This window comes from Trichormus variabilis 0441 (genome assembly GCF_009856605.1).
Taxonomy (GTDB): domain Bacteria; phylum Cyanobacteriota; class Cyanobacteriia; order Cyanobacteriales; family Nostocaceae; genus Trichormus; species Trichormus variabilis.
This window is the reverse complement of sequence record NZ_CP047242.1, coordinates 5,695,504-5,712,645: the sequence shown is the minus strand read 5'-3', so window position 1 is coordinate 5,712,645 and position 17,142 is coordinate 5,695,504. Positions and strand designations below refer to the sequence as shown.

General features: G+C 41.6%; 9 protein-coding genes. 6 read left to right on the top strand and 3 right to left on the bottom strand.

The window, feature by feature from the left end:
* Window positions 1-241: 241 nt before the first annotated feature.
* The 3 genes from GSQ19_RS23560 to GSQ19_RS23550 all read left to right on the top strand — a co-directional run bounded on the left by GSQ19_RS23560 (window position 242) and on the right by GSQ19_RS23550 (window position 8,879).
* Complete coding sequence (locus GSQ19_RS23560) at window positions 242-5,656, top strand: ATP-binding sensor histidine kinase (protein WP_011320251.1); 5,415 nt, start codon at window positions 242-244, stop codon at window positions 5,654-5,656.
* A gap of 126 nt (window positions 5,657-5,782) precedes the next feature.
* Window positions 5,783-7,150: an NAD-dependent succinate-semialdehyde dehydrogenase gene (locus GSQ19_RS23555; RefSeq protein WP_011320250.1), complete on the top strand. Its 1,368-nt coding sequence runs from the start codon at window positions 5,783-5,785 to the stop codon at window positions 7,148-7,150.
* Between the two features lie 85 nt (window positions 7,151-7,235).
* Complete coding sequence (locus GSQ19_RS23550; RefSeq protein WP_010997705.1) at window positions 7,236-8,879, top strand: acetolactate synthase large subunit; 1,644 nt, start codon at window positions 7,236-7,238, stop codon at window positions 8,877-8,879.
* Between the two features lie 770 nt (window positions 8,880-9,649).
* Here the strand turns inward: GSQ19_RS23550 and GSQ19_RS23545 are convergent.
* Window positions 9,650-10,252 (bottom strand): hypothetical protein, encoded by a 603-nt coding sequence (locus GSQ19_RS23545; protein ID WP_011320249.1) that lies wholly within the window; start codon window positions 10,250-10,252, stop codon window positions 9,650-9,652.
* Window positions 10,253-10,677: 425 nt separating this feature from the next.
* A complete protein-coding gene (locus GSQ19_RS23540) occupies window positions 10,678-11,550 on the bottom strand; it encodes a 4-hydroxybenzoate solanesyltransferase (protein WP_011320248.1) in 873 nt (290 codons plus the stop codon).
* A gap of 379 nt (window positions 11,551-11,929) precedes the next feature.
* On the opposite strand from GSQ19_RS23540, the gene GSQ19_RS23535 reads away from it, so the two are divergent.
* From GSQ19_RS23535 to GSQ19_RS23525, 3 genes are all read left to right on the top strand, one after another.
* A complete protein-coding gene (locus GSQ19_RS23535) occupies window positions 11,930-13,582 on the top strand; it encodes a Ppx/GppA phosphatase family protein (protein ID WP_011320247.1) in 1,653 nt (550 codons plus the stop codon).
* A 204-nt stretch (window positions 13,583-13,786) separates the two neighbouring features.
* Window positions 13,787-14,857 carry a DMT family transporter gene (locus GSQ19_RS23530; protein WP_011320246.1) on the top strand — a complete coding sequence of 357 codons (1,071 nt, stop codon included), beginning with the start codon at window positions 13,787-13,789 and terminating at the stop codon, window positions 14,855-14,857.
* A 417-nt stretch (window positions 14,858-15,274) separates the two neighbouring features.
* Window positions 15,275-16,444, top strand: a complete 1,170-nt coding sequence (locus GSQ19_RS23525; protein ID WP_011320245.1) for a peptidoglycan-binding protein — start codon at window positions 15,275-15,277, stop codon at window positions 16,442-16,444.
* Window positions 16,445-16,603: 159 nt separating this feature from the next.
* Here the strand turns inward: GSQ19_RS23525 and GSQ19_RS23520 are convergent, their stop codons facing one another.
* Window positions 16,604-17,059 (bottom strand): DUF2141 domain-containing protein, encoded by a 456-nt coding sequence (locus tag GSQ19_RS23520; protein WP_011320244.1) that lies wholly within the window; start codon window positions 17,057-17,059, stop codon window positions 16,604-16,606.
* Window positions 17,060-17,142: the final 83 nt, after the last annotated feature.

Genomic DNA, 17,142 nt, shown 5'->3' with positions numbered 1-17,142 from the left:
GAGGGAGCAGAGGGAAAATATCTGACTCAGTACCAGCTACACGCCCTACCAGTGCTAATATCACTGATCACTCAGTAATCAGTACCAATTACTCATCAATTATTACTGATCATTGTTAGTCAACATCTAGTTGATGGGAATAATAACGAAGTGTGTATGCAATTTGTGAGGCTTTTCGTCAGCGAATTGCGACTTAAGGCTAGAGAAGTAAACACAAGTTTGCATTATGAGGTATGTATAAATGGCAACTCAACAATATTCCAACCCCATCATCACCGGATATCAAATTAGTTCTCAACTATATGCCGGTTCCAAAACAAGAGTATATCGAGCTATCCGCGAGCAAGACCAGCTCCCAGTAGTCATTAAAGTTCTAGCTTCCGATTATCCCAATTTCCAAGAATTACTACAGTTTCGCAATCAATACACTATTAGCAAAAATCTCAACGTTACTGGGATCATTCGCCCCTTATCATTAGAAACCTATGGTAACGGTTATATTTTGGTGATGGAAGACACAGGAGGTATTGCTTTACGAGAATACATCAAAACTGCTCCCCTTCCCCTAGTAGAATTTTTGGCGATCGCTATCCAAATAACCAGTATTCTGCAAGAACTACACCTCAATCGTGTAATTCACAAAGATATCAAACCCGCAAACATCCTGATTCATCCCCAAACAAAACAAGTTCACCTGATCGACTTTAGCATCGCTTCATTATTACCTAAAGAAACGCAAGAAATCAGAAGTCCCAATGTTTTAGAAGGAACTCTCGCTTATATTTCCCCCGAACAAACCGGCAGAATGAACAGAGGAATCGACTACCGGAGCGATTTTTATTCATTGGGTGTAACACTTTATGAACTATTGATGGGAGAGTTACCATTTAGTTCTGATGATCCGATGGAGTTGGTGTATTGTCACATAGCGAAAACACCGATCGCCTTGGGACACCAACAACATATTCCCCTAGTGTTATCTGATATCATCATGAAGCTGATGGCGAAAAATGCCGAAGATAGGTATCAGAGTGCTTTGGGATTAAAGCATGATTTAGAAACTTGTTTGTACCAATGCAAAAATAACGGCAAAATTACAGCTTTTGAAATTGGTAAACGGGATATGTGCGATCGCTTTCTCATTCCCGAAAAGCTTTATGGGCGAGAAACGGAAGTTAAAGTCTTACTGCAAGCTTTTGAGCGTGTCACCAAAGGCAAATCAGAAATGATGTTAGTGGCAGGATTTTCGGGTATTGGTAAAACCGCCGTCGTTAACGAAGTTCACAAGCCTATTACCCGTCAACAAGGGTATTTCATCAAAGGTAAATTTGATCAGTTCAATCGCAATCTTCCCTTATCAGCCTTTGTGCAAGCCCTGCGAGATTTAATGGGGCAATTGTTATCAGAATCAGACTCGCAATTATCTAAGTGGCGCACCAAGATCCTAGATACTGTAGGCAATAACGGACAAGTGCTAATTGAGGTGATTCCCGAACTAGAAATCATCATCGGTAAACAACACCCTGCGCCGGAACTGTCGGGAATAGCCGCCCAGAATCGCTTTAACTTATTGTTCCAAAAGTTTATTGCAATTTTTAGCACCCCAAAACATCCCTTGGTGATGTTTTTAGATGACTTACAGTGGGCAGATACGGGTTCCCTACAGTTGATCAAACTGCTGATGGAGGATCAGAGTTATCTCCTGTTGTTGGGGGCTTATCGAGATAATGAAGTCCACACCGCCCACCCGTTGATTTTGACAGTAGAAGAATTGAAAAAAGCGGGAAAAACTGTTAATAAAATTACTCTCGCCTCCCTGACCTTGTGTGATACGAATCATTTAGTTGCTGATACCCTGCATTGTCAAGCAGAGCGATCGCATCCCCTGACAGAATTAATTGAGCGTAAAACCAAAGGTAATCCCTTTTTTATCACCCAGTTTCTCAAGGCGTTACACGAAGATCAGCTGATTACTTTTAATCGCCATCAAGGTTATTGGGAATGTGATATTACCCAAATCAATGAACTATCCCTCACTGATGATGTGGTGAAGTTTATGGCACAAAAGTTGCAGAAATTTCCTAGTAAAACACAAGATGTACTCAAGTTAGCAGCTTGTATTGGTAACTCTTTTGATTTAAATACCTTAGCAATTGTTTTAGAAAAATCAGCAGCAGATACGGCAGATGCTTTATGGAAAGCTTTACAGGAAGGATTAATTCTGCCTCAAAGCGAAGTCTACAAATTTTATTTGGATCATGATCGCCAAGATGCCCATGTTAACAATAGCCAAAATGTGGAATATCGATTTTTACACGATCGCGTCCAACAAGCTGCTTATTCTTTGATTCCCCAAGACCAAAAACAAGCGACTCATTACCAAATCGGACAACTGCTGTTAAAACAGATTTCTCCAGTCGCTAGAGAAGAGCGAATTTTTGAACTGGTCAATCAACTCAATTACGGAGTTGCTTTAATTACCCAACAAACAGAACGAGATGAATTAGCCCAACTCAATCTCACTGCCTGTCGTAAAGCCAGGAGTGCCACAGCTTATCAAGCGGCTCATGAATATATTACCGTGGGGTTGTTATTGTTGGGCGAGAAAGCTTGGCAGCACCAGTATGAAATCACCTTGCATCTACATGAATTTGCGGCGGAAGTCGCTTCTCTGCGTGGTGACTTTGCACAGATGGAACAGTTTATTAATATCGTCACCGCCCAAGCGCACACTTTAATTGAACAGGTTAACGTTTACCGTATTAGGATTCAAGCTTATATTTCCCAGAATAAATTTGCCGAAGCAATTGCCATCGCCCAAAAAATCTTACAACAGTTGGGGGTAACCTTTGCTGAAGCAACCACACCAGCAGTTATTCAACAGGAAATCCAAGAGATTAGGGAACTGATTGGTGACAGAGCAATTGCAGATTTAGTTCACCTACCCATCATCACAGATGAGGAGAAAGTTGCCATTGTCCAGATTGCCAGTAGCATCATGACAGTGGCTTACCTCTCCGGCTCTCCCCTGTTTCCATTAATCACTTTGCTGTTAGTCAAAATATCCATCCAGTACGGAAATACACCAGCTACAGGGTATATCTATAGTACTTATGGTGTGCTGCTGTGTAATGTTTTGCAAGATGTGGATACAGCAACCGAGTTTGGTCAATTAGCACTGCAAATAGTGTCAAAAGTGGACGCTAAGGCGACTCAACCCCAAGTTTTGCTAGTTTTGGCATTGTATATTTTACAACGCAAATCTCATGTCCAAGAGATTTTACCACTCTTGCAAAAAGGCTATGCGATCGCTCTAGAAGTGGGCAACCTAGAGTTTGCCGGTCATCATGCCCACAATTTTTGTAGCCATTCTTTTTGGTGTGGTCAGCACCTTGCCACTTTACAAGAAGATGCTCGCGCCTACAGCAATGAGTTGGAGCAACTCAATCAAATAACAACAGCCAATTATGTCCGCATTTATTGGCAATCTACACTAAATTTACTTGGTTTTGCTGTCCATCCCACCATCTTGTCTGGGGAAGCCTTGCAAGAACAAGAATTTATCCCTCTGTTAATAGCTGCCAATGATGGGTATGGGTTGTATATTTTCTATTTGTACAAGCTGATGCTGTGCTACTTGTTTGGCGAAATTGAGACAGCGAAAAGCATTACTATTAAGATTAAAGATCATTTAATGGCTGCTGCTGGACTTTTCTGTGAACCAATATTTTATCTCTATGATTCTCTGATTGCTTTAGCACAGTTAAGACAAAATTCAGAAGAAGTATCAGCCACATTACAGTACGTTGCAGAAAACCAAGCCAAGTTACAACGATGGGCGCAATATGCCCCCATGAATCACCAGCATAAACTTGATTTAGTGGCAGCAGAAAGATATCGAGTTTTGGGTGAAAAAACCTCAGCAATTGAATATTACGATCACGCTATCTCCGGAGCCAAAAAATCCCAATACATTCAAGAAGAAGCACTCAGCAATGAGCTAGCAGCTAAATTTTACTTGGACTGGGGCAAAGACAAAGTTGCCCAGATATATATGCAGGAGGCATATTATTGTTACGCACGTTGGGGCGCAAAAGCTAAAATTGATAACTTAGAAAAACTCTACCCTCAACTGCTTAAACCCATCTTGCAACGGCGACAACTCAACCTTAATCCCTTAGAAACTATTGCACCGATTAACCGCAACACCATCGCCGTCCCAACTGACACTGCTGGCACAAGTAGCACTAGTATTTCTGATATCCTGGATTTTACTTCTGTTCTCAAAGCTGCTCAAGCAATATCCAGCACCATCGAATTAGAAGAATTAATTGTCAATTTGACAAAAATTATCCTCGAAATTTCTGGAGCTAAAAAGATTGTTTTAATCCTTCCCCAAGACAATGCTTGGTATGTTCGAGCAATTACTTTTATTAGTTATGAAAACAAACCAGAAGGAAAAATTCAAAACATTCTACTTCTACAACCAATTGATACTTGTAAACATATCCCTGGAACAATCATTAATTATGTTAAAAACACCCTGGAAACTCTGGTAATCGATAATTATCAAATAGATATTCCTGGGCTAATAGATCAATATCTCCTCAAACATCAACCGAAAAGTGTATTATGTCAGCCAATTATTAAACAAAGCAATTTATTAGGCATTTTATATTTGGAGAATCAAATTACCTCTGGAGTATTTACCCTAGAACGCTTGCAAGTAATTAACTTGCTTTCCTCTCAAGCAGCTATATCTCTAGAAAATGCTTGCCTGTATCAAAAAGCTCAACAAGCATTACAAGATTTACAAGCAGCCCAATTACAAATTATCCAAAGTGAGAAAATGTCTGCCTTGGGTAATTTAGTGGCTGGAGTAGCCCATGAAATGAATAATCCTTTGGGTTTTATTACCGCGACTTTAAAACAAGCTAAACCCACAATTGCCGATATTGCTGAACATCTAAGATTATACCAAGCAAATTTCCCCAACAAAAGTGCAGAAATTATTAACCATGCTGAAGAAATTGACTTAGATTATAGCTTAGAAGATTTGCCAAAGATGATAGATGCAATGGTGATGGCTAGCGACAGACTAAAAAATATCAGCACCAGCTTAAGAACTTTCTCCCGTGCCGATACAGACCATAAAGTAAGCTTTAATGTCCACGAAGGTATAGACAGTACCATTCTTATTCTCAAGCATCGGCTCAAAGCTAATGAACAACGTCCCGCCATTGAGGTGATAACTGATTATGGTAATTTACCTCAAATTGAATGTTTTCCTGGGCAATTAAACCAGGTGTTTATGAATATTCTAGCCAATGCTATTGACGCATTAGAAGCAACAAATAAAGGACAAACTCTTGAGGAAATAAAAGCTCATCCTCACCAAATTACAATTACTACTACAGTTAATAATGACCAAGTGAAAATTATCATTGCTGATAATGGCATTGGGATGGATGAACAAGTGAAACAAAAAATCTTTGACCACTTATTTACTACGAAAGCCGTTGGTAAAGGTACAGGTCTAGGACTAGCGATCGCCCGTCAAATTGTCGTAGAAAAACACAATGGTTCACTATTTGTAAATTCTCAACTCGGTGCAGGGACTGAATTTGTCATCACCTTACCGATTATCACTCGTTGAGCAAGCTTTTAAATATAGGAACTAAATTTTGTCCAAAAGATTAAAATTTGGGTGGTAGCCTCCTTGGGAAAATATGTGTAACACTAAGAAGCTACCTCAAGCTATTTTTAAACGGGAGGTTAGGCAATGGCGATCGCCACCATCAATCCCGCCACTGGGGAAACGCTCAAAACCTTTGAGCCACTCAACGATGCAGAAATTGCCGCTAAATTAGATTTGGCAGACCAGGCTTTTGAAAAGTACCGACATACGAGTTTTGCAGAGCGATCGCAAGCTTTGCAAGCAGCCGCCAATATACTGGAGCAAGAAAAAGCTGACTTTGCTAAGTTAATGACCTTGGAAATGGGCAAGCCTTACAAAGCAGCCATTGCCGAAGTCGAAAAATGTGCTGCTGTTTGCCGCTACTATGCGGAAAATGCCGCCGATTTTCTGGCTGATGTCAGTGTCAAAACTGATGCCAGTCATAGCTTTGTCCGCTACCAACCCTTGGGGATAATTTTGGCAGTCATGCCGTGGAATTTCCCCTTCTGGCAAGTGTTCCGCTTTGCTGCACCTGCACTCATGGCAGGTAATGTCGGCTTACTCAAACACGCATCGAATGTACCACAGTGCGCTTTAGCCATCGAAGATATTATCCATCGGGCAGGTTTTCCTGGAGGTGTATTTCAAACTCTGTTAATCGGTGCGGCGAAAGTTGCCGATTTAATGGCTGATGAGCGAGTAAAAGCTGCTACCTTAACCGGAAGCGAACCAGCCGGCGCATCTCTAGCGGCGGCGGCGGGAAAACAAATTAAAAAAACAGTCTTGGAATTGGGGGGAAGTGACCCATTTATTGTGTTAGAAAGTGCTGATGTAGAAGCAGCCGCCGCTACAGCTACATCAGCACGGATGTTAAATAACGGACAATCTTGTATTGCCGCGAAACGCTTCATTGTGGCAGAAGCGATCGCCGATCAATTTGAAAAGTTGCTGTTAGAAAAATTCACAGCGCTAAAAATTGGCGACCCTTTACATCCAGATACAGACTTAGGGCCACTAGCAACCCCCGATATTCTCCAAGATTTAGACCAACAAGTACAAACTGCCGTCAAAAGTGGCGGTAAAGTCTTGACCGGTGGCTATCCTTTAGCCGATCGTCCTGGCAACTTTTACCCGGCCACAATTATCATAGATATCCCAGTTGATCAGCCCATTGCCCAAGAAGAATTTTTTGGCCCAGTGGCGTTGTTATTTCGTGTCCCAGATATCGATACGGCAATTCAACTGGCCAATGCTACACCCTTTGGTTTAGGTGCAAGTGCTTGGACAAATAACGACCAAGAACGCGATCGCCTGATTTCCGAAATTGAAGCAGGCGCAGTATTTATTAATGGTTTAGTAAAATCCGACCCCAGACTACCATTTGGGGGCATAAAACGTTCTGGGTATGGCCGAGAATTAAGCATTCAAGGCATACACGAGTTCGTTAATGTTAAAACCGTTTGGGTGAAATAAGTTGTTTTTGTCAGTTGTTAGTTGTTTATTCTTTGCCACTGACAACTGACTATTGACTCTTTCGCAAATAAGGAATTAATTCAAAATGAATACAGCAGAACTGTTAGTACAGTGTTTAGAAAATGAAGGAGTGCAATATGTTTTTGGACTTCCTGGTGAAGAAAATTTACACGTTTTAGAAGCACTTAAACATTCCTCGATTCAATTTATTACAACCCGTCATGAACAAGGTGCAGCTTTCATGGCAGATGTTTATGGACGTTTGACAGGAAAAGCCGGCGTATGTCTTTCTACCTTAGGGCCGGGGGCAACAAATCTCATGACTGGGGTGGCTGATGCCAACCTAGATGGTGCGCCTTTGGTGGCGATTACTGGACAAGTGGGAACCGATAGAATGCACATCGAATCCCATCAATATTTAGATTTGGTAGCGATGTTTGCCCCTGTAACTAAGTGGAATAAACAGATTGTCCGACCGAGTATTACACCCGAAGTTGTGCGTAAAGCCTTCAAGCGATCGCAAAGCGAAAAACCAGGCGCAGTTCACATAGATTTACCAGAAAATATTGCCGCTATGCCCGTAGAGGGCAAACCTTTGCAGAAAGACAATATCGAAAAAACATACGCATCTTTCGCCAGTATTCGTGCCGCCGCCGCCGCTATTTCTCAAGCCGTTAATCCTTTAATATTAGTAGGAAATGGTGCAATTAGGGCTAAAGCTAGTGATGCTGTCACCCAATTTGCTACCCAAATGAATATCCCTGTTGCTAATACTTTCATGGGTAAAGGTGTAATTCCTTACACTCATCCCTTAGCCCTATGGTCGGTAGGATTGCAACAAAGAGATTTCATTACTTGCGGCTTTGATAATACAGATTTAGTAATTGCTATTGGTTACGATTTGATCGAATTTTCACCCAAAAAATGGAACCCAGAAGGCAAAATTCCTATTGTCCATATTGGTGCAGATTCGGCGGAAATTGACAGCAGTTATATTCCCAATGTATCCGTTATTGGTGATATTTCTGATTCTCTGGTGGAAATATTAAAAGTAGCAGATAGACAAGGTAAACCTAATCCTTATGCTATCAGCTTAAGAGGCAATATTCGGGAAGATTACGAACAATATGCCAATGATGATGGTTATCCGATTAAGCCACAAAAGTTGATCTATGACTTACGGCAAGTAATGGGGCCTGATGATATCGTAATTTCTGATGTTGGCGCTCATAAAATGTGGATAGCCCGTCATTATCATTGCCATAGCCCTAATACCTGTATTATTTCTAATGGCTTTGCCGCAATGGGTATTGCTATTCCTGGCGCTTTGGCTGCAAAACTCGTTTATCCTAACCGTAAAGTTGTCGCCGCTACTGGTGACGGTGGTTTTATGATGAATTGCCAGGAATTAGAAACAGCTTTACGAGTTGGTACACCATTTGTCACTCTAATTTTCAATGATGGCGGCTACGGTTTAATTGAATGGAAACAAGAAAATCAATTTGGTAAAGGACAATCATCTTTTGTGCATTTCGGTAATCCAGATTTTGTCAAATTAGCCGAAAGTATGGGCTTAAAAGGTTACAGAGTTGAATCAGCTTTAGATTTAATTCCCGTACTCAAAGAAGCCCTAGCACAAGATGTACCAGCCGTGATTGATTGCCCTGTAGATTACCGAGAAAATCGCCGCTTTACACAAAAAGCTGGTGAGTTAAGTTGTTCTGTTTAGTAATATTCTAGAAATGTTTTAGTTTGTAGTCAGCACTTTATTTCTAATTTCTCTCAGCACTGAAGTGCTGACTACAAACACTATTTTCTTGGCTTTTGCTGTTGTCGCCGATTGTTGTCAAGACTCAGCGAACCATAGAAAGTAATTATAGTGAAATTTGTGCCAATAAAATATATAACTGCACTTCCATCAAGTTATTGAATCGTCACAGTGTTTTTTCTTGAGTTATTCCATAAACTTGTTTACTGAAGACTTTACGCCAAACTTTTATAATTATTTTTTATCCTCGTAGTCGTAGGGTGGGCAATGCCCACCATAAAATTAGTTTTTTATCATGATTTGCCGATATAGATAGATAACCACTAAATATTTAACCTAATCAACTAAATTTCTAACTTTTGTCATACTAAGTAACCTAACTACAGATAGTCTAACGCCTTAGTTGTATACCAATAGTATGAGAAAGAATAAAGCGAATAATGTGTTATATAATCCTTAAGAATTAGATGTTGAATTCAAACTGGCAAATTCCACTTCCGTTGGATCAATACCTAAATCATCGGGTTGTCATATATTTTTTCAGCGATGGACTATGGGTACCGATTAAATATTGCAATTTATCAAAGGCAATTGACCTTCATTACAAAACACTAATTGAAGCAAACAAAGAATTTTTTGTTTTTCCTGTTGATTTAAACCCAAATAATTTCCATGATTAGCCAATGGAGCAAATGAATAATGACTACATATCTTATGAGTTAAACTACCAATTACCATTTTTCAGCCCAATAAATAATTTCTGAAGCTGAACTATCAATGGCCACGCCATAGCTATCACCGTGATTCCACTTAAAACCAGGTCTACCTTTATCCTTTGCATTTAAAACAAGTATTTCATAAGAAGGTGGAAAAGACTCGGCAGCAGATTCACTGGTGTAGAAAAACGTAGTCGGTACACCATTAGGTAAATTGGCGTGAACGTTTGTGTCACCGCCTCTGTATTGATGTTTAGCCAGTTTGCGGTACTGGTTGAGTAATTGTTGAATTTGTTCTGGTGACTTTCTCAGCCTTACTTGAAAGTAACTACCAGTTTGTGAACTTCCTGGTGCATAGGCTAGACGCTCATTTTCGACTCCAGCAGGTATTTCTGAAGGAAAGTGTTTAATTTCGTCCTGAGTAGACCAAAGTTGATGGCGTATTTCTTTGTAGCGTGATGTATCTGTGACTATTTCCGACTGGCTACTAGTGATAAAAGCTTTTCTTAGAAAGAAACTTCCCCCAACAACACCAACGCTGCCAAGAGACAATAAAACTATCATGGTGATTTTGACTAGGTGCGATGGGTTCTGACCCAATATAAGTGATCGCTTCATAGAGTTGGGTGAGTCTAACTTCTATAGCTATATACCCAACTACTAAACTATATTCGTAATATTTCGGAGGTGATCGCAGATATTTTGATAAAAACTTTTTAAAAGTACGGAAAATACTGCTTTTTTATAAAATTCAGGTAAAGATTGTTCAGTAGGAATACGTAGAAAAATAAGGACACAGCATTGCTTTGTCCCTCTGAGTGTGAATTTATTAGGACTTACGGATGAAAATGAAAAATCAAGGGTTTGGACAAGGGTGAGGCTAACATCTTGCAGCTTCTCAATCAGCAAGTGGTGGGCATTGCCCACCCTACGAAATAATTAGCCTTTTACCTTGTTATTTTCGCAATAAGAGAGCGGTGCAAGGTATTAAGTGGGGATGTCAATTTTAAACGCCTTACACCCTTACACCCCTATACCCTTCCTTACAAAGAACCGAATATCATCCCAGCCAGTACAATAAAACCAATCCAGACATTTTGCCGGAACATCTCACCGTAAGCCGGATTAGGCAATTGTGGCTGTCTTAAAAGTAAAACCTGCCAAATCCAACCAACTGAAGCGATTCCTAAGGTAATCCAGAATGCTAGATGTAGGTGGATGGCAACACCCAACCAAGTTAGGCAAATAATTGTGCCTAAAAAGAAAATGCCAATAGCTAAAGGAGCATAATCACCAAAAAATAAGGCACTGGAATTAACTCCAATGCGTCGATCATCTTCGCGATCGCTCATGGCGTAAACTGTATCAAATCCCAATGTCCAGAGTAAGGTGGCCCCCCACAGTAACCACGTTGCTTGAGAAATGTTTTGTGTTACCGCACTCCAGCTAATTAACACCGCAAAACCCCAAGCAATGGACAAAACCAACTGCGGGACAGGAAACACTCGCTTTGCACCCGGATAAAGCAAAATTACAGGCACGGCAGCCACAGATAACCAAAAGCTCAAGGGGTTAAGGTAGTAGGCGAGAATTGCTGCACAAAATAAAGATATAATACCAACTGCAATACCAACTTTTATAGAAAGCGTCCGAGATGCTAAGGGGCGATCGCGTGTTCTCTCCACTTCTGGATCAATATCCCGATCCCATAAATCATTAACCACGCATCCAGCCGCACTGGTAGCCAGAGTACCCAAGACAATTACCCCCACCAAAGGCAAAGGGGGTTTGCCTGCCGCCGCCAAAAACACAGCCCAAAGTGCCGGAATCATCAAAATCAATCGTCCTTCTGGTTTGTGCCACCGCAAAAGACGGAAAATCGTTAGCCAAATGGGTTCTTGGTTAGTTTCTAGCATGGGGATTGGGGATCGGGTATGGGGGATTGGGTATTGGGGATTGGGTATTGGGTATCGATGTAGATTACCTATGACTATCCTGTTTCTTTCTACTCTTCCCAGTCCCTAGTCCCCAGTCCCCAGTCCCTACTTCACACATCTTTACATCTATAGAATAGCGTTATTTGATATTTGTAAAGACATAATCTTCAGTGGCAACTTTAACTAAATTTAATTAAATAGTCACGAAAATTGTCAGTAGCAGGGTGAATATACTTAAGTTCAGGTAGTTCCAACTACGCTCAACCTGAAAATTAAGTGTGTTGCAACATAATATCAGTGCCAACTACCCCGACACATCATTCATTACCATCCATCCTGAATACAGAGAGAAGACTAGATGGTGAATTTAGTTTCATCTAGCTGGGAGAGTGTCAACACTCAACCAGTTCAGCAACACCGGATTATTGCTGCCATTGACATGGGAACCAATTCTCTGCACATGGTAGTGGTAAAGATTGACCCGACACTACCAGCTTTTAGTATTGTTTCCAGAGAAAAAGAAACAGTGCGACTGGGCGATCGCAATATTACCACTGGGGAGTTAAAACCACAGGTTATGGCAAAAGCGATTGCTACGTTGAAGCGCTTTCAAGAAGCAGCTAAAACTGCTAACGCGGAAGCATTAATTGCTGTAGCGACTAGTGCAGTGCGAGAAGCTCCCAATGGTAAAGATTTTTTACACCAGATCGAAACAGAATTGGGTTTAAGCGTTGACTTGATTTCTGGGCAAGAAGAAGCACGACGCATTTACCTGGGTGTTTTGTCGGGGATGGAATTTCATAACCAACCGCACCTGATTATTGATATTGGTGGTGGTTCTACAGAATTGATTTTAGGCGACACTCAAGAACCTCGCACCCTCACCAGCACAAAAGTTGGTGCTGTACGACTCACGAGCGAGTTAATCACCACAGACCCCATCAGCAATATCGAGTTTCAATACCTGCAAGCCTACGCCAGGGGGATGTTAGAACGTTCTGTGGAAGAAGTGCTAGCTAACCTGAATCCTGGCGAATCTCCCCGTTTAATTGGCACTTCCGGCACAATTGAAACCATTGCCATGATTCATGCGCGGGAAAAAACGGGTACAGTCCCTTCTACCCTCAATGGCTATCAATTCACCCTCAAAGACTTGCGAGAGTGGGTAAATCGCCTGCGGAGAATGACAAATGCCGAAAGAGCCGCTATCCCTGGAATGCCTGAAAAGCGTTCTGAAGTCATACTCGCCGGCGCTGTCATCTTGCAAGAAGCTATGACCCTGTTGGGTGTGGAGTCATTAACCGCTTGTGGTCGCGCATTACGGGAAGGGGTAATTGTTGACTGGATGTTAAGCCACGGCTTAATTGAAGACAGATTGCGGTTTCAAAGTTCGATTCGCCAGCGTAGTGTCCTCAAACAGGCCAGCAAGTATCAAGTTAACTTAGAGTATAGCGATCGCGTAGCCACATTTGCCCTGAGTTTATTTGACCAAACCCAAGGACTACTACACCACTGGGGCAGCAACGAACGGCGATTACTTTGGGCGGCAGCAATTTTACACAACTGCGGCCATCATGTCAGCCATTCATCCCACCACAAACATTCCTACTATCTCATTCGCAATAGTGAACTACTCGGTTACAACGAAACCGAGATCGAAATCATTGCCAATTTAGCCCGTTATCACCGCAAATCACCGCCCAAGAAAAAGCATGAAAATTACCGAAACCTATTGAGTAAAGAGCATCGGCAAATCGTGAGCCAATTAAGTGCGCTGTTAAGATTGGCAGTAGCATTAGATAGGCGACAAATTGGGGCGATCGCTCAAATCAAATGTGATTATTATCACCACTTCCAGCAGTTTAACTTACTCATCTATCCATCTCGACCCGATGACGATTGCGCTTTAGAACTATGGAGTTTAGACTACAAAAAAGCAGTCTTTGAAGCAGAATTTGGCGTGAAATTACTCACCCATTTAGAAAAAAATCTACTTCCTAATTTCTCCTAAACAATCTACGTTGCTGGTGATCAATTCAGGAGTGATAATAGGTAACTGGTCATAGGTAATAGCTAAAAATCTTCTCCCAATTACCAATTACCCGTTACCCATGACCAAAGCCCCTAAGTATTATTTCCTTCACAAAAAGACACAATTGGGTAGAATTGGTTAAAGTAATCTCTGCACCCGTAAACCAAAGGCATCACCAACACCATGCAACTGAAACTCAGTGCATCCAAATTTCCCATAGCCCCTCTACTGTTAATTGCGCCATTTTTCCTATGGGGGACGGCAATGGTAGCAATGAAAGGAGTCATACCCCACACCACACCGTTTTTCATGGCGGGAGTGCGGCTGCTACCGGCGGGAGTGTTAATTTTAATTGCCGCCGCACTGTCAGGTAGACCCCAGCCTAATAGTTGGCAAGGGTGGTTGTGGATTGCCTTATTTGGGCTAGTGGATGGAACCTTATTTCAAGGGTTCTTAGCTGAGGGGTTAGTCCGTACCAGTGCGGGGTTAGGTTCAGTCATGATTGACTCCCAACCTTTAGCGGTGGCGTTGCTGTCGTTGTGGCTATTTCAAGAACGGATTGGTTTATGGGGATGGCTGGGATTAGGTCTGGGAGTCACAGGAATTAGTTTAATTGGCTTACCTGATGAGTGGATTTTCAGTTTACTAGGTACAGGTGCAGAGGTGACGATTGGCAACTGGCAAAACCTGTTTGCCAGTGGTGAATGGTTAATGTTGTTGGCGGCGTTGTCAATGGCCGTAGGAACGGTGTTAATTAGATTTGTGACGCGGTATGTAGACCCTGTAACGGCTACAGGCTGGCACATGATTATCGGTGGTTTGCCATTGTGGGGAATTTCCGCAGTCGTAGAATCTCAACAATGGGAAAATCTGGTAGGTTCGGAATGGCTAGCTTTAGCTTATGCTACCGTCTTTGGCAGTGCGATCGCCTACGGATTATTTTTCTACTTCGCTTCTAGTGGTAGTCTTACCAGTCTCAGTTCCCTCACCTTCCTTACTCCCATATTTGCTCTGTTATTCGGTCATCTCTTACTTTCAGAAGTTCTCTCTACCTTGCAATGGGTAGGAGTATTCCTCACTTTAATCAGCATCTACCTCATAAATCAGCGTGATAACCTGGCAGGACAAAACAAAAAGTCTGTCATGGAAGAAATATCTGCAAAATCCCAACCAATGCTCGCAGAAGCAACTACGAAAAAGCTCAACCCCTTAGCTGTAAAAGTCAGAGAATCTGAGCCAGAAACTCTACCCTAATACCGTTTCTTGATAAAGATGCACTTTATTCTGTACTGTAGAGACGTTGCACGCAAAGTCTGTACATCATTTATTTGGCGCAACTTCAGAGAGAATTGGTATAAGACACTTGCCAATAAAAAATCATCAAGGCTTATCCATCAATGTTTGAAACCCTTACACCCGGTCTCAACAGAAAATCTGAGTGCGTAAGTCCTATAATCAATCCCTGAGTGTGCAGAGCCAGTACAGTCGCAAGAATCTGAGTTTTGAGATTACCTGAATCAGAAGAAAAAATAAAATAATTAGACAAAATAAGGTATATTACTAGCAACTAAGGTTAGATTTTTGCGTCAAAATAAAAATTAGTACTTACATAGATTTAGGTTATCAATTTCCCGATAACTTTAAAAACACATTCAGGCTCTAACTTTTAATATGAGGCTAAACTACCCCTCAATTGTCATACTTACCTGTGTTTCTTGTGTGGGTTTTTACTCAACTCAAGCCAGCACAGCTACAACCAACTTCGCACCTAAAAAATTAGAAGTCGCACAAGTCAGTTCCACTTCAGCGACTGGGCAAGTTGCTCTTAAGCCAGGTAGTCAAGGGCCGGATGTGCAAACACTACAAATGCAATTAAAGCAGCTAGGATACTACAGTGGCATTACTGATGGAAAATACGGTGACAGTACAAAACAGGCTGTAGCAAAATTTCAGCAAGCTAAAGTGTTTAGTAGAGTTGATGGGGTGGCGGATCTAGCCACTAAAAGGGTTTTACAAACAGCCTTGATAGATAATCAGAATAAACTGGCTGTCGCCTCATCTTCTGAAGCTCCCGTCACAACTACCAATAACTCTAATTCAGCCTTTAGAGATTTTCTTTGGTGGTCAATATTGGGCTTAGGAACTTTAGGAACTATTGGCGCAATCCTATATTTATTACGGCGGTTCGACCCCAACAAACCACAAAAGCAACTCAAAACAGCACCACAAAAAGCTTTAAGTGCCAATCAACAAGATCCCATTGCCCCAGTTTTACAAGAGTTAGCACATACATCTAATTATCAGGAAACTACTGCTCAAGCCAGCGTTTCCCAAACAGCGCCAGCATCATTCCCCGCAACAGTGATGCCTGTTGAAACAACTTCCCGTCTTGCTAAACTCAACATTGTTGATGAGTTAGTTCAAGATTTACGCAGTACCGACCCTAAAAAACGACACAAAGCTATTTGGGATTTAGGACAGCAGGGCGATTCACGCGCAATTCAACCACTCGTTAATATGTTGATTGATGCCGATTCACAACAACGTAATTTAATTTTGGCTGCTTTATCAGAAATTAACGTCCGTTCACTCAAACCAATCAACAAGGCTTTTGCCGTCTCCATGCAGGACGAAAGCCCACAAGTCAGACAAAACGCCATTCGTGATTTGACCCGCGTCTATGACATGATGGCTCAGATGAGTCAGATGTTAGCTCATGCCCTAGATGATCCTGATGCTGAAGTCCAGGCAACAGCAAGGTATGCCCTAACTCAGATGAATAGAATGCGGAACGTAGATAAAACAAGCCTAGCAGACAATACTCCAGAAGATTCTCGCTAAAAAGTTAGGGAAGACCAAAAAACAAATTATTCCAAATTGACGGTTAGTAGGGTGCGTCAGTGCAAAAAACCTAGCTGTACCAAGAAATTATTCATACTGACGCACCCTACATTTTGGACTCACAAAAAGATGGGGATTTAGTCACTGATAAGAGGCTAATTATAACTTTTTCATCTGTACTTGAATAGTAGTGTTGCTGCCTGCCAAAATAAAAGCCGCATCTCCAAACTTGGGGGCGCTGGTGCGAACTTCCGGGTTACGGGAAAACCCAAAGGGTTCCACAGGCATACCTAAGTCATTGCGATTGAGAGTACCATCACCATTCAAATCTTGAATAGCAGCTACAGCGTAAGTTCCTGCTTTTAAGTTGTTAAAAGTAAGTTTCAAGGGTGTTTCGTTAATCTGAGTACACTGCCTATCAAACACCCGTTTGCGATCGCCGGGGAATCCTTGGCTACTAGTAAATATGCTGACGCAGACTTGTCCTTGTTTGTTTTTTAACCCATCAATTTCTACAGTCAGCTTGCCATTAAAATTAGCCCTAGCACTCCCTGAGGACGTTAAATTTCCCAAAGTTGTCAGCAGTATGAGGCTAAATGCCCATTTTTTGCTCATAAGATATTAATTTATTGGTTTATGCAGATTGATCCTGACACGATTCAGTCAATATACGCAAGTATTTTGTATAAAAATATTGA